We start from the raw sequence: 18,890 nt of genomic DNA, 5'->3' as shown, positions 1-18,890 counted from the left end.
TTGACCCGACCTTCTTCGCATCCTCGCGACTAATGACAACCAACACCCCCCTGGGTGAAGCCTCTCATTAGCCGCGCGAACCTCTGCAATGAAGATCATTTATAGCAACAATACAATAGTTTCCAGTGAATTGCTGCCGTCTGCTTGAAAAAAGGGGCCATCAGGCCCCCTTTTCTGAAACTCGCAAGACTTAGCGACGCAGACCCAGACGCTCGATCAGCGCGGTGTAGCGTGCAACATCTTTACGTTTCAGGTAGTCGAGCAGTTTACGACGCTGAGAAACCATACGCAGCAGACCACGACGGCTGTGGTGATCTTTTTTGTGCTCTGCAAAGTGACCCTGCAGGTGGTTAATCTGTGCAGTCAGCAGTGCAACCTGAACTTCGGTAGAACCGCTGTCGTTAGTACCACGACCAAACTCAGAAACGATTTTAGCTTTAGCTTCAACGCTTAGAGACATTTTCAAACTCCAAAGTATAAAGAATGTAAGGATGCCGATCTCTAATTCAGCAATCCCATGTACGCCCCGCAGATTGTTAAACAATTTACCAGGCGTTAAGCGGCGATATTCTACTCGTCTCCCCTGCTTATCGCAAGGTGAGCCGTTATTACCGTCACGCGTCGACCGGATATTCGACGACCAGACGACGCGGCGCAACGCGCCCTTCGCCATCCATTTCGCCCATGCCGATGAATTTCCCTTCGTCACCTTCAGTCACGCGTACCAGGCCTTCCAGCGGCGCATCTGACGTACGAACCGGGTTGCCGTTCTTAAAGTAAACGGACGATGTTAAAGGAAGATTAACAACCGGGAAGTCCGCAGCCGGACTGTCCATCGGCATCAGCAGTGGGTCGAGCAGCTCTGCCGGCGCGATCCCCTGAGATTCCGCCTGTTCAACCAGCTCGCGCAGCTGTTCCAGGGTCACCATTCGCTCCACCGGGTACTTGCTCACCGCAAGGCGACGCAGGTAAATCACATGTGCGCCGCAGCCCAGCTTTTCACCGAGGTCATCAATGATGGTGCGAATATAGGTCCCTTTCGAACAGTGCACTTCCAGCTCCAGCTCATCACCTTCGTGGCGAATAAAGAGCAGCTCATACACGGTAATCGGACGGGCTTCACGCGGGACGTCAATACCCTGGCGCGCGTATTCGTAGAGTTTTTTGCCCTGATACTTCAGCGCCGAATACATCGACGGCACCTGCATCGTCTCCCCACGGAAGCTCTCCAGCGCCGCATCAAGCTGCTCCGCACTAAAGGTCACCGGACGCTCTTCCACGACCTGGCCATCCGCGTCGGAGGTATCCGTGCGCTGGCCCAGCTTAGCGATAACGCGGTAACGCTTATCGGAGTCGAGCAGGTACTGGGAAAATTTTGTCGCCTCTCCCAGACAGACCGGCAGCATGCCGGTTGCCAGCGGATCGAGCGCGCCGGTGTGGCCCGCTCGGTTGGCGTTAAAAATACGCTTCACTTTTTGCAGCACGTCGTTGCTGGAAGCGCCCTGGGGTTTATCCAGCAGCAGCACACCATGCACGTCGCGACCACGACGACGAGGACGACTCATCAGTCCTCCTTGCTGTCGTCCGCCGGGTTAACACGACGCTCATCGTCATGTTTCACCACGCTGGTCACCAGGTTGGACATACGCATACCTTCGACCAGCGAGTTGTCGTAGAAGAAGGTCAGTTCAGGCACGATACGCAGGCGCATCGCTTTGCCGAGCAGAGAGCGGATGAAACCAGAGGCTTCCTGCAGCGCTTTAATGCCGTTTTTCACTGCGGCTTCGTCCTGATCGTTCAGGAAGGTGACGAACACTTTTGCATAGGCCAGGTCGCGGGACATTTCCACACCGGAAACGGTGGTCATCATGCCGACGCGCGGGTCTTTGATTTCACGTTGCAGAATGAGTGCGATCTCTTTCTGCATTTCCTGCGCTACGCGCTGAGGGCGACCAAATTCTTTCGCCATAATAAATTCTCCAGACAAAAAAGGGGCTAAAGCCCCTTTTTGAAATTATTGCCGGGTGGCGCGAGGCGATCCCGGCTTACAATCGGAAATTAAGCGATGGTACGCTGAATTTCGATGATCTCGAACACTTCGATCATATCGCCAACGCGAACGTCGTTGTAGTTCTTCACGCCGATACCACATTCCATGCCGTTACGGACTTCGTTAACGTCATCTTTGAAGCGGCGCAGGGATTCCAGCTCGCCTTCATAGATAACCACGTTGTCACGCAGTACGCGGATTGGGTTGTGACGCTTGATGTTACCTTCGGTAACCATACAGCCCGCGATCGCACCGAATTTCGGTGATTTGAACACGTCACGTACTTCAGCCAGACCGATGATCTGCTGTTTCAGCTCAGGAGACAGCATACCGCTCATCGCTGCTTTCACTTCGTCGATCAGGTTATAGATGACGGAGTAGTAACGCAGATCCAGGCTTTCGGATTCAATGACTTTACGCGCAGAGGCATCCGCACGAACGTTGAAGCCAACCAGGATAGCGTTGGAGGCAGCAGCCAGGGTCGCGTCGGTTTCGGTGATACCACCTACGCCAGAACCGATGATCTTCACTTTCACTTCGTCGGTAGACAGTTTCAGCAAGGAGTCGGAGATCGCTTCCACAGAACCCTGAACGTCGGCTTTCAGAACGATGTTCACTTCGTGAACTTCGCCATCGGTCATGTTGGCAAACATGTTCTCGAGTTTAGATTTCTGCTGACGAGCCAGTTTAACTTCACGGAATTTGCCCTGACGATACAGTGCCACTTCACGCGCTTTCTTCTCGTCACGCACAACGGTCACTTCGTCACCAGCAGCCGGAACACCGGACAGACCCAGGATTTCCACTGGAATGGACGGACCTGCTTCCAGCACTTCCTGACCCAGTTCGTTACGCATCGCACGAACGCGACCGTATTCGAAACCGCACAGAACGATATCGCCTTTATGCAGCGTACCTTCACGAACCAGAACGGTAGCAACAGGGCCACGTCCTTTATCCAGGAAGGATTCGATAACCGCACCGCTCGCCATACCGTTACGGATAGCTTTCAGCTCCAGAACTTCGGCCTGCAGCAGGATCGCGTCCAGCAGTTCGTCGATACCGGTACCCGCTTTCGCAGACACGTGTACGAACTGGCTTTCGCCGCCCCACTCTTCCGGCAGGATACCGTACTGGGAAAGTTCGTTTTTAACACGATCGGGATCCGCTTCTGGCTTATCGATCTTGTTCACTGCAACCACAACCGGCACACCCGCTGCTTTCGCGTGCTGGATAGCTTCGATGGTCTGCGGCATGACGCCGTCGTCTGCAGCAACAACCAGAACAACGATATCCGTCGCCTGAGCACCACGAGCACGCATGGAGGTAAACGCGGCGTGGCCTGGGGTATCCAGGAAGGTGATCATACCGTTGTCAGTTTCTACGTGGTATGCACCGATGTGCTGAGTAATACCACCCGCTTCGCCAGAGGCAACCTTGGTAGAGCGAATGTAGTCAAGCAGAGAGGTTTTACCGTGGTCAACGTGACCCATGATGGTCACTACCGGTGCGCGCGGTTCTGCCGCAGCACCTGTGTCACGGTCGCTCATTACTGCTTCTTCCAGCTCGTTTTCACGACGCAGGATAACTTTGTGGCCCATCTCTTCCGCAACCAGCTGTGCGGTTTCCTGATCGATCACCTGGTTGATGGTTGCCATCGCGCCCAGCTTCATCATTGCTTTGATGACCTGAGAGCCTTTAACCGCCATCTTGTTCGCCAGTTCGCCAACGGTAATGGTTTCGCCGATCACAACGTCACGGTTAACGGCCTGAGCCGGCTTCTGGAAGCCCTGCTGCAGAGCGGAACCTTTACGCTTGCCGCCTTTACCACCGCGAACAGCCGCACGTGCTTCTTCACGGTCAGCTTTGGATTCCGCGTGCTTGTTACCTTTTTTCGCCGGACGCGCTGCTTTTGCATTACGACCACGGCCACGGCCGCCTTCTACTTCACGGTCGTTATCATCTTCAGCCTGACGTGCGTGCTGAGAAGTGGTCACGTGATAGTCGCTGGTGTCTTCAGACTGCTCAGCGGTATCAACACCGTTCTTCTCATTTTCTTCTGCCATGCGACGCGCTTCTTCGGCGACGCGGCGAGCTTCTTCTTCCAGCTTACGGCGGGCTTCTTCTTCCGCTTTACGCTTCAGCTCGGCAGCTTCATTTTCACGGCGGGCTTTTTCAGCCTGGGCGGTTTTGGTCATTTCGTCTGTCTGTTGATTGCTCACTTTGTCTTTTTCCGCAGCGTCACGCTTCACTTTATCACTTGCGTCGCGTTTCGCTTTTTCTGCGGCCTCACGTTCAGCTTTTAATTCTGCTTCACGTTTGGCGGCTGCTTCCGCCTCACGCTGAGCTTGTTCTTCCGCTTCACGCTGTGCCTGCTCTTCCGCGGCAAGGCGTTCTGCCTCTTGCGGATCACGTTTTACAAAGGTGCGCGTCTTGCGGACTTCAATTTGTACCGATTTGCTTTTGCCACCGGTACCAGGGATGTTTAACGTGCTACGCGTTTTGCGCTGCAGCGTTAACTTGTCAGGCGTAGAGCCGTGTTCACGGTTCAGGTGCGTTAACAAGGTTTGTTTTTCTTGCGCGGTCACCGAGTCATCAGCGGACTTCGGGATCCCTGCATCAGCAAATTGCTGTACCAGGCGGTCCACGGAGGTCTGAATCTCAGCAGCCAGCGATTTTACAGTTACATCAGTCATGCTGTTCCTTCCTGCTACAGTTTATTACGCTTCGTCGCCGAACCAGCAAATATTACGTGCGGCCATGATGAGCTCGCCGGCTTTCTCGTCGGTTAAACCTTCGATATCAGCCAGGTCATCAACGCCTTGTTCAGCGAGATCTTCCAGCGTACAAACACCACGGGCAGCCAGCTTGAACGCAATCGCACGATCAAGACCTTCCAGATTCAGCAGGTCATCAGCCGGCTTCTTATCGCCAAGGCTTTCTTCCTGAGCCAGTGCCAGGGTGGTCAGTGCGTTTTTAGCGCGTTCACGCAGGGCTTCAACGGTTGGTTCATCCAGACCGTCAATTTCCAGCAGCTCTTTCATTGGCACATAGGCCAGTTCTTCCAGCGTAGAGAAACCTTCTTCAACCAGAACAGTGGCGAAATCTTCGTCAATATCCAGGTATTTGGTGAAGGTATCGATCGCCGCATGGGCTTCAGCCTGATGCTTAGCCTGCAGGTCATCAACGGTCATGACGTTGAGTTCCCAGCCGCTCAGCTGTGACGCCAGGCGTACGTTCTGACCGTTACGGCCGATTGCCTGCGCCAGGTTGCCCGCTTCAACAGCGATATCCATGGTGTGTTTGTCTTCGTCAACAACGATAGACGCCACATCAGCCGGAGCCATTGCGTTGATCACGAACTGCGCCGGGTTGTCATCCCACAGAACGATATCAATACGTTCGCCGCCCAGCTCAGTAGAAACTGCCTGGACACGCGCACCGCGCATACCGACGCAAGCACCGACCGGGTCGATACGCTTGTCGTTGGTTTTCACCGCAATTTTCGCACGGGAGCCCGGATCGCGAGCCGCCGCTTTAATTTCGATAACTTCTTCACCGATTTCCGGTACTTCGATACGGAACAGTTCTACCAGCATTTCTGGTTTAGAACGGGTCACGAACAGCTGCGCACCGCGAGCTTCTGGACGCACAGCGTACAGAACACCACGAATACGGTCGCCCGGACGGAAGTTTTCACGCGGCAGCATATCTTCACGCAGGATCACGGCTTCAGCGTTACCCGGCAACCCTTCGGATTTGATCTCCAGAGAGATGTTGTCGCGGTTCACTTTCTTCACCACGCCGGTGATGATTTCGCCTTCCTGATCGCGGAACTGATCGACAACCAGCGCGCGCTCGGCTTCGCGCACTTTCTGCACGATAACCTGTTTAGCGGTCTGGGTGGTGATACGGTCGAAGGTCACAGATTCAATCTGATCTTCAACGTAGTCACCCACGTTCAGACTTTCGTCTTCAAAACGGGCGGCTTCCAGCGTGATCTCTTTGGTCGGCTGGGTCACTTCTTCAACGATTACCCAACGACGGAATGTATCGAAGTCACCGCTTTTACGATCGATTTCTACGCGAACATCGATCTCTTGTTCGTATTTTTTCTTGGTTGCTGTAGCCAGTGCACTTTCCAGCGCTTCAAAAATCTTCTCACGCGGCAGTGATTTCTCGTTGGAGACGGCTTCAACAACAGCCAAAATTTCTTTGTTCATCGCGGGCTTTTCACCTCAATCCAGACTGTTAAAAGTGGGGAACCAGGTTCGCCTTCTGGATATTACTCAGCGCGAACACTTCATCTTTGCCTTCGACTGTCACCGTGATCATTTCACCATCAACGGCTTTGATAATTCCCTGCCATTTACGGCGGTTCTGTACGGCCATACGCAGAACGAGAGCCACTTCTTCACCGGTAAAGCGCACATAGTGCTCGGCCGTGAACATCGGGCGATCGAGGCCAGGTGAGGAAACTTCCAGGTTGTACGCAACGGTAATTGGGTCTTCAACATCAAGAACCGCACTCACCTGGTGGCTGACATCAGCACAATCATCAACATTGATGCCATCTTCACTATCAATATAGATGCGCAGCGTCGATGTACGGCCGCGAACGAATTCGATGCCGACCAGTTCGTAGCCCAGTGCTTCGACCGGTGCAGTAATCATCTCTGTTAATTTTTGCTCTAATGTGGACAAGCCCACCCCCAAGACATAAAAAAAGGGCGTAAAGCCCAGTTATTCTGTAGTCAGATAACAAAAAACCCCGATAAATCGGGGCTTTAGATAACTGAACCCTATAGCCACAACTGTGGCCTGGAGCACTCTCCGAAAGAATTTTTTCAAATCCAGCTACGAAGGCTCTAAGTCTTCACAGTATATTTGAAAAAGAACTTTATGGGAAAGTGGTTGCGGGGGCCGGATTTGAACCGACGACCTTCGGGTTATGAGCCCGACGAGCTACCAGGCTGCTCCACCCCGCGCCTGAAACGTGGCAAATTCTACGCGTTTTGGACAGAATTTGCAAATAATGCTGGGATTTGGTACCGAAGACGGGACGTAAAATCGGCGTTTAGTATATTGATAGTTGACCCCACCTGTCAAGGCGACTTCCGCCAGATCGATCAGACCAAAATTTTTACAAAAAACGCACGAGTCTCTTCCGGTCTTCGCCAAAAGATGATTAAATGAATACTCACTTATTTTGCATAAAAATGCACAAGAGAGCGAAAGCGGTCTCTAATCAGTCAATCAAGCAGGGTTTTATTCTATGACGACGATTCTCAAGCATCTTCCGGTAGGACAACGTATTGGCATCGCTTTCTCAGGTGGTCTGGATACCAGCGCTGCACTGCTGTGGATGCGCCAGAAGGGAGCGGTTCCGTATGCCTATACTGCGAACCTGGGTCAGCCGGATGAGGACGACTATGATGCCATTCCTCGTCGCGCGAAAGAGTATGGTGCAGAGAACGCGCGCCTGATTGACTGCCGTAAGCAACTGGTCGCGGAAGGTATCGCGGCGATTCAGTGTGGTGCATTCCATAACACCACCGGCGGCCTGACCTATTTCAACACCACTCCGCTGGGCCGTGCGGTCACCGGTACCATGCTGGTTGCCGCCATGAAAGAAGACGGCGTCAACATCTGGGGTGACGGCAGCACCTATAAAGGAAACGATATTGAACGTTTCTATCGTTATGGCCTGCTGACCAACGCCGAATTGCAGATCTACAAACCGTGGCTGGATACCGACTTCATCGACGAGTTGGGTGGTCGTCATGAGATGTCCGAGTTTATGATCGCCTGCGGCTTTGACTATAAGATGTCCGTCGAGAAAGCCTACTCCACCGACTCCAACATGCTGGGTGCGACGCACGAAGCAAAAGACCTGGAATTCCTGAACTCCAGCGTGAAGATCGTTAACCCAATCATGGGCGTGAAGTTCTGGGATGAGAACGTGAAGATCCCGGCAGAAGAAGTGACCGTGCGTTTCGAACGTGGTCATCCGGTTGCGCTGAACGGCAAAACCTTCTCTGATGACGTTGAGCTGATGCTGGAAGCTAACCGTATTGGTGGTCGTCACGGCCTGGGCATGAGCGATCAGATTGAAAACCGTATCATCGAAGCGAAAAGCCGTGGCATCTATGAAGCCCCGGGAATGGCGCTGCTGCATGTTGCTTACGAGCGTCTGCTGACTGGTATTCACAACGAAGACACCATTGAGCAGTATCACTCTCATGGCCGTCAGCTGGGCAAACTGCTGTATCAGGGCCGCTGGTTCGATCCGCAGGCGCTGATGCTGCGTGATGCGCTGCAGCGTTGGGTGGCGAGTGCAATTACCGGTGAAGTGACCCTGGAACTGCGTCGCGGTAACGACTACTCCATCCTGAACACCGTGTCTGATAACCTGACCTATAAAGCAGAGCGTCTGACCATGGAGAAAGGTGAGTCAGTGTTTTCACCGGACGATCGTATTGGCCAGCTGACCATGCGTAACCTGGACATCACCGATACCCGTGAGAAGCTGTTCAAATATGTTGAGAATGGCCTGCTCTCTGCGAATTCAGGTAACGGTCTGCCGCAGGTTGAAAACCTGGAACACAGCGATAAGAAATAATCGATAATGAAACATGCAAAAGGCGCCCAATGGGCGCCTTTTTGTTCGGCTTTTGTAGGGCGGGTAAGCGCAGCGCCACCCGCCATTTTGCCCGGTGGCGCTGCGCTTACCGGGCCTACGAACGGCAAAAGCTACAGACGAAAAAAAGACGTCTTTCGACGTCTTTCTTCTGGAATATTGGTACCGAGGATGGGACTCGAACCCACAAGCCCGTTAGGGCACTACCACCTCAAGGTAGCGTGTCTACCAATTCCACCACCTCGGTACGGAATACTTACTGCGGGATATCGCTGGTTGGCTTAGCCGGTGCAGCTGGCTGAGTTTGCTCAGTTTTTGCTGGCGCGCTCAGGTTTTCCCACTCGCTTCCTTTGCTGGTATTGTTGCTGTTGATATTGCCAAGCACCAGACTGATGATGAAGAACAGCGTCGCCAGAATCGCCGTCGTGCGGGTCATGAAGTTCGCAGAACCACTTGAACCGAACAGCGTACCGGAAGCGCCTGCTCCGAAGGAGGCTCCCATATCAGCGCCTTTACCTTGCTGCAGCATAATCAGCGCTACGAGAGCGATGGCTACAATAAGGAAAACAACTAAAAGAGCTTCGTACATAATCAACCTGTTCCTTGCGGATTTGCCGCATACCAATGCTTCGACCAATTAGCAGGATTTCTATTTCCCACTGAAGCGGGTGTGAATACTAACCAAAGCGAATCACCTTCGCAAGGGCATTTTCGACGCATTGTATCAACTGCGGAAAAAAACAGCAAAAAGCCATTGATTGCTTAAAACAAAGGCGGCAAACGCCGCCTTTTTAAACATTTAGCGTGCAAGATTATGCAGCTTTAACAGCATCCGCAATACGGTGCGCAAATTCGGTTACCTGCGCTTCGTCTTCGCCTTCCACCATCACGCGGATCAGCGGTTCAGTACCAGACTTACGCAGCAGCACGCGTCCACGGCTGCCCAGGGCCGCTTCAACGTCAGCCATCACCGCTTTCACGTTCTCATTTTCCAGCGGATCGCCTTTGCCGGCAGTGAAACGTACGTTTACGAGGATCTGTGGGAACATTTTCATGCCGCTGCACAGATCGTGCAGGCTCATATGGTTGCGCGCCATGGCGGCAACCACCTGCAACGCGGCCACAATACCGTCACCGGTGGTGGTTTTGTCGAGCAGGATCACGTGACCTGAATTTTCAGCGCCGATACGCCAGCCCTTCTCCTGCAATTTTTCCAACACATAGCGGTCACCCACTTTCGCGCGAACGAACGGAATACCGAGCTGTTTCAGCGCCAGTTCCAGGCCCATGTTACTCATCAGCGTCCCGACCGCACCGCCGCGCAGCTGACCCTGACGCAGACCTTCACGCGCAATAATGTAGAGGATCTGGTCGCCGTCGACCTTGTTACCTTCGTGATCAACCATGATCACGCGGTCACCATCGCCGTCCAGCGCAATACCCAGATCGGCTTTTTCTGCCAGCACGCGCGCCTGCAGGGCACGAACGTCAGTTGCCCCCACCTGCTCGTTAATGTTCAGACCATCCGGCTCGCAGCCAATGGTGATTACTTTCGCACCCAGCTCGCGGAAGACATTCGGGGCGATGTGATAGGTCGCGCCATTTGCGCAGTCCACCACAATTTTGAGGTGGGCCAGGCTCAGCTCATTCGGGAAGGTGCCTTTACAGAATTCGATATAGCGACCCGCCGCATCAACGATACGGTTCGCTTTACCCAGCTCGGCGGAATCAACACAGGTGATCTCTTTTTCCATTTCAGCTTCAATGGCTTCTTCCACCTCATCCGGCAGCTTGGTGCCATCAATAGAGAAGAACTTAATGCCGTTGTCGTAGAACGGGTTGTGAGAGGCCGAGATAACAATCCCCGCTTCCGCACGGAAGGTGCGCGTCAGGTACGCGACTGCAGGCGTTGGCATTGGGCCTGTAAAAGAGGCGGACAGTCCAGCCGCCGCCAGCCCCGCTTCCAGCGCGGATTCCAGCATATAGCCGGAAATACGGGTGTCTTTACCGATGATAATTTTACGTGAGCCATGACGCGCCAGAACCTTGCCGGCAGCCCAGCCGAGCTTCAGGACAAAATCAGGGGTGATGGGAGCATCGCCTACGCGCCCGCGGATACCGTCGGTACCAAAATATTTACGATTACTCATAGCGTTTGTTTTCCTTCGCTGCCAGTGTGGCTTCCACCACACGCATGGCTTCTACTGTTTCTTTGACGTCATGGACACGAATGATGTGCGCCCCCTGCATCGCCGCAATCACCGCGCAGGCCAGGCTGCCGCTCAGGCGTTCGCTCGGGCCTACATTCAGCAACTGGCCAATCATCGATTTCCTCGACATCCCCACCAGCAGCGGCAGGCCAAAGTGATGAAATTCCGATAAGCGCGCAAGCAGCGCATAGTTGTGTGAGAGATTTTTACCGAAACCGAACCCCGGGTCGAGCAGCAATTTCTCTTTTGGGATACCGGCACGTTCACAACGTTCGATATGCTCAATAAAGAAGCGATTTACGTCGGCAAAGACATCGTCATACTTCGGCGCGTCCTGCATGGTTTTCGGTTGCCCCTGCATATGCATCAGGCAAACCGGCAGCCCGGTTTCCGCAGCCGCCTCAATCGCTCCCGGCTCGGTAAGTGAACGAATATCATTGATAATGTGAGCGCCCACTTTCGCCACTTCTCGGATGACTTCCGGTTTGGAGGTATCTACTGAGATCCACACTTCAAACCGCTGCGCGATTGCTTCAACGACCGGCACCACGCGCGCCAGCTCTTCTTCCACAGACACGTCCGCCGCACCGGGACGCGTCGATTCGCCGCCAACGTCAATGATGGTGGCACCTGCATTAATCATTAAATTCGCATGCTTAACCGCCTCGATAAGCGTGTTATGCGTGCCGCCGTCAGAGAAGGAGTCAGGGGTAACATTCAGGATCCCCATCACATGGGGATGTGAAAGATCGAGATGCGAGTCCTGAGCGAATAATTTCATGGAGAAATCCCTGATATCTAAATGGTTAAACAGAAATGAAAAACCCCGGAGCAAGCTCCAGGGTTTGAGGTACAAACAAACGCTTCAACAGCAGTGACTTACTTATCGCCCAACTGTTCTGACATGGTGTTGCCCGGGTTTGGTGTACGCGGTTCATCAACCGGACGCGGTGCACGCGGGGTGCCATTGTTGTCAGAGTTATTGGAAGCGCCTGGGTCTTCCCAGCCTGCTGGCGGACGCACTTCGCGGCGCGCCATCAGGTCGTCAATCTGCGGTGCATCGATGGTCTCATATTTCATGAGCGCATCTTTCATGGAATGCAGAATGTCCATGTTGTCATTCAGGATCTGACGCGCGCGACCGTAGTTACGTTCAATCAGCGCTTTCACTTCCTGGTCGATGATACGAGCCGTTTCATCGGACATATGTTTCGCTTTTGCCACGGAGCGGCCCAGGAACACTTCGCCCTCTTCCTCTGCATAGAGCAGCGGACCGAGTTTGTCGGAGAAGCCCCACTGAGTCACCATGTTACGTGCCAGGTTTGTCGCCACTTTAATGTCGTTCGACGCACCGGTAGAAACATGTTCCGGACCATAAATAATCTCTTCCGCCAGACGACCGCCGTACAGGGTTGAGATCTGGCTTTCCAGCTTCTGACGGCTGGCGCTGATCGCGTCGCCTTCAGGCAGGAAGAAGGTCACACCCAGCGCACGACCGCGCGGAATAATCGTCACTTTATGCACCGGATCGTGTTCCGGCACCAGACGACCGATAATCGCGTGACCGGCTTCGTGGTAAGCCGTGGACTCTTTCTGCGCTTCCGTCATCACCATGGAGCGACGTTCCGCACCCATCATGATCTTGTCTTTCGCTTTCTCGAACTCCACCATCGACACGACGCGCTTGTTACCGCGAGCGGCAAACAGTGCAGCTTCGTTGACAAGGTTAGCGAGATCCGCACCGGAGAAGCCCGGAGTACCGCGCGCAATGATTGCCGCGTCGATATCTGGTGCCAGCGGTACGCGACGCATGTGAACTTTCAGAATTTGTTCACGACCGCGAACATCCGGCAGACCGACAACAACCTGACGGTCGAAACGGCCTGGACGCAGCAGCGCCGGGTCAAGTACGTCAGGACGGTTAGTTGCCGCGATAACGATGATACCTTCGTTACCTTCGAAGCCGTCCATCTCAACCAGCATCTGGTTCAGCGTCTGTTCACGTTCATCGTGACCACCGCCCAGGCCTGCGCCACGCTGGCGGCCTACGGCGTCGATTTCATCGATGAAGATAATGCACGGTGCTGCCTTCTTGGCCTGCTCGAACATGTCACGCACACGAGATGCACCAACACCCACGAACATTTCGACGAAGTCTGAACCTGAAATAGTAAAGAACGGCACCTTCGCTTCACCCGCGATGGCTTTCGCCAGCAGGGTTTTACCGGTACCCGGAGGGCCAACCATCAGCACGCCTTTCGGGATTTTACCGCCCAGTTTCTGGAAACGGCTCGGCTCACGCAGGTATTCAACCAGTTCACCGACCTCTTCTTTCGCTTCGTCACACCCGGCAACGTCCGCAAAAGTGGTCTTGATCTGATCTTCCGTCAACATACGCGCCTTGCTCTTACCGAACGACATGGCACCTTTGCCACCGCCGCCCTGCATCTGGCGCATAAAGAAGATCCAGACGCCGATAAGAAGCAGCATCGGGAACCAGGAAATGAAGATAGTAGCCAGCAGGCTTTGTTCTTCTGGCGGTTCACCTACCACCTTGACGTTTTTAGTCAGAAGGTTATCAAGCAGCTTAGGATCGTTCACCGGGATGTAAGTCGTGTAACGGTTACTATCTTTCTTGGTAACGTTGATCTCACGTCCGTTGATACGCGCTTCGCGAACCTGGTCCTGATTGACCTCCTGCAGGAAGGTAGAATAATCCACCTTGCGGCCATTCGACTCGCTGGGCCCAAAGCTCTGGAATACTGACATCAGCACAACGGCAATGACCAGCCAGAGTATTAGGTTTTTCGCCATGTCACTCAAGGGATTAACCTCATATTACAACTGTGTTAAAAACAGCGTCAGGATACTCTATATCCAGTTTCATTCAAACTTTCGTCTGAAATCTCCCGGTTATCATTTTCGCCCGGTCGCTACAATATACACTTCACGGGAACGGGCCCGGGAAGAGTCCGGCTTACGAACTTTGACCTTCGCAAACAGGGAGCGAATTTCCTTAAGATACTCCTCGAAACCTTCGCCCTGAAACACCTTCACAACAAAACTACCACCAGGCGCTAGTACATCACGACACATTTCTAACGCTAGCTCCACCAGATACATGGCGCGGGGGATATCCACCGCCGGTGTTCCGCACATATTTGGTGCCATATCTGACATGACAACCTGGACCTTACTGTCACCTACACGATCAAGTAACGCTTTCAGCACTAATTCATCACGAAAGTCGCCCTGAAGGAAGTCGACACCAACGATGGGATCCATTGGTAAAAGATCGCACGCGATGATTCGGCCCGTTCCGCCGATCTGCGTTACCGCATACTGGGACCATCCGCCAGGTGCCGCACCGAGGTCAACAACCGTCATCCCCGGCTTAAAAAGTTTGTCACTTTGCTGTATTTCATCAAGTTTAAACCAGGCACGGGAACGCAACCCCTTTTTCTGTGCCTGTTGAACATATTTATCGCTAAAGTGTTCCTGAAGCCAGCGGCTGGAGCTGGCAGAACGCTTTTTACCTGTCATTTAACATTTCCGTCCTGGTTCATCGTTACTTGCCTGTGACGTAAATTTCTACGCAGCTATTTGGCGATATTAGGGAGATGGCGGTAGAATGAACCGTTTTCAATCCCAACGTAAGCAAAAATATACGATGAATCTGAGTACTAAACAAAAACAGCACCTTAAAGGTCTGGCACATCCGCTCAAGCCTGTAGTGATGCTTGGCAACAATGGTTTGACCGAAGGGGTGCTTGCCGAGATTGAACAAGCGCTGGAACACCACGAGCTGATCAAGGTGAAAATCGCCTCTGAAGACAGAGACACTAAAAACCTGATCGTGGAAGCCATCGTGCGCGAAACCGGCGCCTGTAATGTACAGGTCATCGGTAAAACGCTGGTGCTCTACCGCCCATCTAAAGAGCGTAAAATCTCGCTGCCACGTTAAGGATATCCTGAATTAAACACATTTTCTGTGTGAAACGAGGGATTTCTGTCAGCAGGCGAGCAAAATGCCATGCTCCTTGAGTTGATAAAAGGCCGCTACGCGGCCTTTTTCTTTTCTTTACAATGTATCAACATCTTAGTAGAGAAGCGAATTACAGGTATTCAACCTTAATAATTTCGTATTCCACTTCACCACCAGGGGTGCGGATGGTGACAACATCGTCCTGCTCTTTGCCAATCAGGCCGCGAGCAATCGGTGAGTTCACCGAAATCAGGTTCTGTTTGAAGTCAGCTTCATCATCACCCACGATGCGATAGGTCTGCTCTTCGTCGTTGTCCAGGTTCAGCACGGTAACGGTTGAACCAAAAATCACACGGCCATTATTCGGCATTTTGGTGATATCGATAACCTGTGCATTGGACAGTTTTGCTTCGATATCTTTAATACGCCCTTCACAGAAGCCCTGCTGCTCACGCGCGGCGTGGTATTCAGCGTTCTCTTTCAGGTCGCCATGCTCACGCGCTTCCGCGATAGCGGCGATGATTTCAGGGCGACGTACGGATTTCAGAAAATCCAGCTCTTCGCGCAGTTTTTCGGCACCACGTAAGGTCATCGGAATAGCTTGCATTTGTTATACCTCTTAAACATTCCTGTTGGGAGCAGTGTTCCCTGCTCCAGCCCACCTGAACAGGCCAGAAGCAAAAAGAAAACCGACCCGGGAGCAACGCCCCAGGTCAGCAGCAATTTTTCAATTTGATACGCATTTTACCGCGAAGTTCACTATGGGTCATCGTTTACTTTGCAGTGCCATGCACCGTAGTATGACGGTTTGTTTTCGGGTTGTTAGCGCGAGATTATGCGATTTTCCAGTTTTATCATCGGATTGACTACCAGTATAACGTTCACCGCCCAGGCCGCGAATGTTGATGAGTACATTAATCAGCTTCCCGCAGGCGCGAACCTCGCCCTGATGGTGCAGAAGGTTGGCGCACAGGCTCCCGAGATTGACTATCACAGTCAACAGATGGCGCTGCCTGCCAGTACCCAAAAGGTGATCACCGCCCTCGCCGCTCTGCTCCAGCTCGGGCCTGACTTCCGTTTTACGACCACCCTTGAAACCAAAGGTAACGTCGAGGGTGGCGAACTGAAAGGCGATCTTATCGCCCGTTTTGGCGGCGATCCTACCTTTAAACGCCAGGATATCCGCAATATGGTTGCGGTGCTAAAAAAAACCGGCGTGCAGAAAATTGATGGCAATGTGCTGATCGACACGTCCATCTTTGCCAGCCACGACAAAGCCCCGGGCTGGCCGTGGAACGACATGACGCAGTGCTTTAGCGCCCCGCCCGCCGCCGCGATTGTTGACCGCAACTGCTTCTCGGTTTCGCTTTACAGTGCGCCAAAGCCGGATGATTTAGCGTTTATCCGTATCGCGTCCTACTACCCGGTCACCATGTTTAGCCAGGTTCGCACGCTGGCCAAGGGTTCCCCCGATGCCCAGTATTGCGAACTGGATGTGGTGCCAGGCGACCTTAACCGCTTCACGCTCACCGGCTGCCTGACGCAGCGCGCCGATCCGCTGCCGCTGGCCTTTGCGATACAGGATGGCGCAAGCTATGCAGGCGCCATTCTGAAAGATGAGCTGAAACAAGCGGGAATAACCTATTCCGGCACCCTGCTTCGTCAGACGCAGGTCAACCAGCCCGGCACGGTCATCGCGAGCAAACAGTCTGCGCCGCTGCACGATTTACTGCGAATTATGCTGAAAAAGTCGGACAATATGATTGCCGATACGGTGTTCCGCATGATTGGCCACGCCCGTTTCGGCGTGCCGGGAACCTGGCGCGCGGGCTCAGACGCGGTACGTCAGATTCTGCGCCAGCAGGCGGGGATCGATCTGGGTAATACCATCGCCGTCGATGGCTCCGGCCTGTCGCGCCATAATTTGATCTCTCCGGCCACGATGTTGCAGGTGCTTCAGTACATTGCACAGCATGACACTGAGCTAAACTTTATTTCAATGCTGCCGCTGGCCGGACATGACGGTTCACTGCAGTACCGCGCAGGGCTTCACGCTGCCGGCGTGGATGGCAAAGTCTCCGCGAAAACAGGCTCACTGCAGGGGGTTTACAACCTTGCAGGCTTCATCACTACCGCCAGCGGACAGCGCATGGCATTCGTGCAGTATCTTTCCGGCTATGCCGTCGAACCGACCGATCAGCGCAATCGTCGTATTCCGCTGGTTCGCTTCGAAAGCAGGCTTTATAAGGACATCTACCAGAATAACTAGCGATGAAACTACTTATAGTTGAAGACGATCTGTTATTGCAGGAAGGGCTGGCGCTGGGGCTGGCCAATGAAGGGTATGCTCTCGACTGTGCAGGCACCGCAGCAGAGGCGGATGCCCTGATCCAGAGCGGCGAATACAGCCTGGTGATCCTCGATTTGGGCTTGCCCGATAAAGACGGCGCCACGCTGCTCAGCCAGTGGCGACGTCGCGGCATCAACAATCCCGTCCTGATCCTGACGGCACGTGATGCCATTGAAGATCGTATCACCGGCCTCGATGCAGGCGCAGATGATTATCTGGTGAAGCCTTTCGCGCTCGCGGAGCTGCAGGCACGGGTGCGAGCGTTGATTCGCCGTTATCAGGGCCATAGTGATAACTTACTGACCGACGGCGACATTACGCTGAATTTGCAAACCCAGCAGGTGCTGCAACAGGATCAGGCCGTAGAGGTCACGCCAAAAGAGTTCGCCTTGCTTACGCGTCTGATCATGCGCAGCGGGCAAACGGTACACAGAGAAACGCTCCAGCAGGATATCTACTCCTGGCAGGACGATCCCGGGTCAAATACCCTTGAGGTCCACATCCATAATCTGCGGCGTAAGCTCGGTAAAGACAGGATCAAAACCGTTCGCGGCGTCGGCTATCGTCTGGAGAGCCAGAAATGAACAGCATGCGTCGGCGTCTGATGGTACTGCTGGCGGTCATTCTCCTGTTTTTTCAGCTGATAAGCGTCATCTGGCTATGGCATGAAAGCCGTGAACAGATTGGTTTTCTGGTCAACGAAACGCTGTCAGCGAAAGCGCGCAATAATCACGTTGAGAAAGAGATACGCGAAGCGATTGCCTCGCTGCTGGTCCCTTCCCTGGTGATGGTTGGCTTTACCCTGCTCTTCTCTTTCTGGGCGGTCACCTGGATAACCCGGCCGCTGAATAAACTCCGCGCCAGCCTCGCTAACCGTTCAGCCGATAACTTAACACCGCTTCCCATGTTTTCCGACATGGAAGAAATTGGCGCGGTGACGACCTCTCTGAACCAGCTGCTGGCCCGGCTGGATAGCACCATTAAGCAGGAACGTCTCTTCACTGCAGACGCTGCTCACGAGCTGAGAACGCCTCTTGCTGGCATCCGGCTCCATCTGGAGCTGATGTCGCAGTCAGGTGCGCCACAGGCCGCCACGCTGATTAGCCGTATCGATCAGCTCATGCATACCGTCGAACAGCTGCTGATGCTGGCCCGGGCCGGACAGGCCATGGCGAGCGGACACTACGAAACCGTGAACTGGACGGAAAATATCATTGAACCTCTCGGCCTGGGGCATGAAGCCAAAGAGCATACGGTGATTTGGCCCGCTAAAAGCGCGCTCACGGTTCAGGGAGACGCCGTTCTCCTGCGCCTCATGCTGCGCAACCTGCTGGAGAATGCCGGGCGCTACAGCCCGTCAGGGACAACGATTACAGTGACATTAACCGAGGTCGACGGCGGGACGCAGATTAGCGTTATCGATCAGGGTCCTGGAATTGATGAAGCGCACCGACAGTCAATTACCGAGCCATTCCGCCGTCTTGACCAGCGCTACGGAGGCAGTGGGCTGGGCCTGAGCATCGTGCAGCGCATCCTCCAGCTCCACCACGGCAGGCTAACGCTTGAGAATGGCGCTGAAGGTGGCTTAATCGCCAGCTGCTGGCTGCCCGCAACGCTGGAATAAAAAAAGCCCCCATAACGGGGGCTTTGAACAG

Annotated in this window: 17 protein-coding genes and 2 tRNA genes; 5 read left to right on the top strand and 14 right to left on the bottom strand. The window is 53.7% G+C overall.

Annotation, left to right across the window (positions count from 1 at the left end):
- Positions 1 to 190: 190 nt before the first annotated feature.
- The 7 genes from rpsO to B498_RS10565 form a co-directional block, all read right to left on the bottom strand.
- Positions 191 to 460: a 30S ribosomal protein S15 gene (rpsO, locus tag B498_RS10535; protein WP_003861789.1), complete on the bottom strand. Its 270-nt coding sequence runs from the start codon at positions 458 to 460 to the stop codon at positions 191 to 193.
- Between the two features lie 154 nt (positions 461 to 614).
- Positions 615 to 1,565 (bottom strand): tRNA pseudouridine(55) synthase TruB, encoded by a 951-nt coding sequence (truB, locus tag B498_RS10540; protein WP_008501473.1) that lies wholly within the window; start codon positions 1,563 to 1,565, stop codon positions 615 to 617.
- Positions 1,565 to 1,969, bottom strand: a complete 405-nt coding sequence (gene rbfA / locus B498_RS10545) for a 30S ribosome-binding factor RbfA (protein WP_003024988.1) — start codon at positions 1,967 to 1,969, stop codon at positions 1,565 to 1,567. Before rbfA ends, truB begins: the two co-directional genes overlap by 1 nt.
- 89 nt (positions 1,970 to 2,058) lie before the next feature.
- Positions 2,059 to 4,746, bottom strand: coding sequence for a translation initiation factor IF-2 (infB, locus tag B498_RS10550; protein ID WP_008501472.1), 2,688 nt, complete (start codon positions 4,744 to 4,746; stop codon positions 2,059 to 2,061).
- Positions 4,747 to 4,770: 24 nt separating this feature from the next.
- A complete protein-coding gene (gene nusA / locus B498_RS10555) occupies positions 4,771 to 6,273 on the bottom strand; it encodes a transcription termination factor NusA (protein ID WP_003861798.1) in 1,503 nt (500 codons plus the stop codon).
- 28 nt (positions 6,274 to 6,301) lie between these two features.
- Positions 6,302 to 6,754, bottom strand: coding sequence for a ribosome maturation factor RimP (gene rimP, locus B498_RS10560; RefSeq protein WP_014833432.1), 453 nt, complete (start codon positions 6,752 to 6,754; stop codon positions 6,302 to 6,304).
- Positions 6,755 to 6,961: 207 nt separating this feature from the next.
- Positions 6,962 to 7,038: transfer RNA gene (locus tag B498_RS10565), tRNA-Met, on the bottom strand.
- A gap of 287 nt (positions 7,039 to 7,325) precedes the next feature.
- Between B498_RS10565 and argG the strand changes: the two genes are divergently transcribed.
- Entirely contained in the window at positions 7,326 to 8,672 is a 1,347-nt protein-coding gene (gene argG / locus B498_RS10570; protein WP_008501471.1) for an argininosuccinate synthase, read from the top strand.
- Between the two features lie 178 nt (positions 8,673 to 8,850).
- Here the strand turns inward: argG and B498_RS10575 are convergent.
- From B498_RS10575 to rlmE, 6 genes are all read right to left on the bottom strand, one after another.
- Positions 8,851 to 8,937: transfer RNA gene (locus B498_RS10575), tRNA-Leu, on the bottom strand.
- A gap of 9 nt (positions 8,938 to 8,946) precedes the next feature.
- Positions 8,947 to 9,279 carry a preprotein translocase subunit SecG gene (gene secG / locus B498_RS10580; protein ID WP_008501470.1) on the bottom strand — a complete coding sequence of 111 codons (333 nt, stop codon included), beginning with the start codon at positions 9,277 to 9,279 and terminating at the stop codon, positions 8,947 to 8,949.
- A gap of 223 nt (positions 9,280 to 9,502) precedes the next feature.
- Positions 9,503 to 10,840 (bottom strand): phosphoglucosamine mutase, encoded by a 1,338-nt coding sequence (gene glmM / locus B498_RS10585; RefSeq protein WP_008501469.1) that lies wholly within the window; start codon positions 10,838 to 10,840, stop codon positions 9,503 to 9,505.
- The gene (gene folP / locus B498_RS10590) at positions 10,833 to 11,681 is read right to left on the bottom strand and encodes a dihydropteroate synthase (RefSeq protein ID WP_008501468.1); all 849 of its coding nucleotides are present in this window, start codon (positions 11,679 to 11,681) and stop codon (positions 10,833 to 10,835) included. Before folP ends, glmM begins: the two co-directional genes overlap by 8 nt.
- Before the next feature lie 98 nt (positions 11,682 to 11,779).
- Positions 11,780 to 13,714 carry an ATP-dependent zinc metalloprotease FtsH gene (gene ftsH, locus B498_RS10595; RefSeq protein ID WP_032622921.1) on the bottom strand — a complete coding sequence of 645 codons (1,935 nt, stop codon included), beginning with the start codon at positions 13,712 to 13,714 and terminating at the stop codon, positions 11,780 to 11,782.
- A gap of 102 nt (positions 13,715 to 13,816) precedes the next feature.
- On the bottom strand, positions 13,817 to 14,443 hold the full coding sequence (gene rlmE / locus B498_RS10600) for a 23S rRNA (uridine(2552)-2'-O)-methyltransferase RlmE (protein ID WP_003861812.1): 627 nt from the start codon (positions 14,441 to 14,443) through the stop codon (positions 13,817 to 13,819).
- A gap of 127 nt (positions 14,444 to 14,570) precedes the next feature.
- Between rlmE and yhbY the strand changes: the two genes are divergently transcribed.
- Complete coding sequence (gene yhbY, locus B498_RS10605; protein ID WP_003861814.1) at positions 14,571 to 14,864, top strand: ribosome assembly RNA-binding protein YhbY; 294 nt, start codon at positions 14,571 to 14,573, stop codon at positions 14,862 to 14,864.
- A gap of 151 nt (positions 14,865 to 15,015) precedes the next feature.
- On the opposite strand, the gene greA is transcribed toward yhbY, so the two are convergent.
- On the bottom strand, positions 15,016 to 15,492 hold the full coding sequence (greA, locus tag B498_RS10610) for a transcription elongation factor GreA (RefSeq protein WP_003861815.1): 477 nt from the start codon (positions 15,490 to 15,492) through the stop codon (positions 15,016 to 15,018).
- A 228-nt stretch (positions 15,493 to 15,720) separates the two neighbouring features.
- Here greA and dacB point away from each other — a divergent pair, with 228 nt between their 5' ends.
- The 3 genes from dacB to pmrB are packed head-to-tail and all read left to right on the top strand — an operon-like array spanning position 15,721 to position 18,859.
- Positions 15,721 to 17,154: a serine-type D-Ala-D-Ala carboxypeptidase gene (gene dacB, locus B498_RS10615; RefSeq protein ID WP_008501466.1), complete on the top strand. Its 1,434-nt coding sequence runs from the start codon at positions 15,721 to 15,723 to the stop codon at positions 17,152 to 17,154.
- 2 nt (positions 17,155 to 17,156) lie between these two features.
- Positions 17,157 to 17,819: a two-component system response regulator PmrA gene (pmrA, locus tag B498_RS10620; RefSeq protein WP_008501465.1), complete on the top strand. Its 663-nt coding sequence runs from the start codon at positions 17,157 to 17,159 to the stop codon at positions 17,817 to 17,819.
- Positions 17,816 to 18,859, top strand: a complete 1,044-nt coding sequence (gene pmrB / locus B498_RS10625) for a two-component system sensor histidine kinase PmrB (protein ID WP_008501464.1) — start codon at positions 17,816 to 17,818, stop codon at positions 18,857 to 18,859. The genes pmrA and pmrB overlap by 4 nt, the downstream gene beginning before the upstream one ends.
- Positions 18,860 to 18,890: the final 31 nt, after the last annotated feature.

This window comes from Enterobacter sp. SST3 (assembly GCF_000286655.1).
Taxonomy (GTDB): Bacteria; Pseudomonadota; Gammaproteobacteria; order Enterobacterales; family Enterobacteriaceae; genus Enterobacter; species Enterobacter roggenkampii.
Note: the sequence above shows the minus strand (reverse complement) of the source record. Positions and strands in the feature narration are given on the sequence as shown.

Bases quoted from the DNA above. Each gene is read 5' to 3' on its own strand.
- rpsO (WP_003861789.1), bottom strand. From the start codon at position 460: ATGTCTCTAAGCGTTGAAGCTAAAGCTAAAATCGTTTCTGAGTTTGGT.
- truB (WP_008501473.1), bottom strand. From the start codon at position 1,565: ATGAGTCGTCCTCGTCGTCGTGGTCGCGACGTGCATGGTGTGCTGCTG.
- rbfA (WP_003024988.1), bottom strand. From the start codon at position 1,969: ATGGCGAAAGAATTTGGTCGCCCTCAGCGCGTAGCGCAGGAAATGCAG.
- infB (WP_008501472.1), bottom strand. From the start codon at position 4,746: ATGACTGATGTAACTGTAAAATCGCTGGCTGCTGAGATTCAGACCTCC.
- nusA (WP_003861798.1), bottom strand. From the start codon at position 6,273: ATGAACAAAGAAATTTTGGCTGTTGTTGAAGCCGTCTCCAACGAGAAA.
- argG (WP_008501471.1), top strand. From the start codon at position 7,326: ATGACGACGATTCTCAAGCATCTTCCGGTAGGACAACGTATTGGCATC.
- secG (WP_008501470.1), bottom strand. From the start codon at position 9,279: ATGTACGAAGCTCTTTTAGTTGTTTTCCTTATTGTAGCCATCGCTCTC.
- glmM (WP_008501469.1), bottom strand. From the start codon at position 10,840: ATGAGTAATCGTAAATATTTTGGTACCGACGGTATCCGCGGGCGCGTA.
- folP (WP_008501468.1), bottom strand. From the start codon at position 11,681: ATGAAATTATTCGCTCAGGACTCGCATCTCGATCTTTCACATCCCCAT.
- ftsH (WP_032622921.1), bottom strand. From the start codon at position 13,714: ATGGCGAAAAACCTAATACTCTGGCTGGTCATTGCCGTTGTGCTGATG.
- rlmE (WP_003861812.1), bottom strand. From the start codon at position 14,443: ATGACAGGTAAAAAGCGTTCTGCCAGCTCCAGCCGCTGGCTTCAGGAA.
- yhbY (WP_003861814.1), top strand. From the start codon at position 14,571: ATGAATCTGAGTACTAAACAAAAACAGCACCTTAAAGGTCTGGCACAT.
- greA (WP_003861815.1), bottom strand. From the start codon at position 15,492: ATGCAAGCTATTCCGATGACCTTACGTGGTGCCGAAAAACTGCGCGAA.
- dacB (WP_008501466.1), top strand. From the start codon at position 15,721: ATGCGATTTTCCAGTTTTATCATCGGATTGACTACCAGTATAACGTTC.
- pmrA (WP_008501465.1), top strand. From the start codon at position 17,157: ATGAAACTACTTATAGTTGAAGACGATCTGTTATTGCAGGAAGGGCTG.
- pmrB (WP_008501464.1), top strand. From the start codon at position 17,816: ATGAACAGCATGCGTCGGCGTCTGATGGTACTGCTGGCGGTCATTCTC.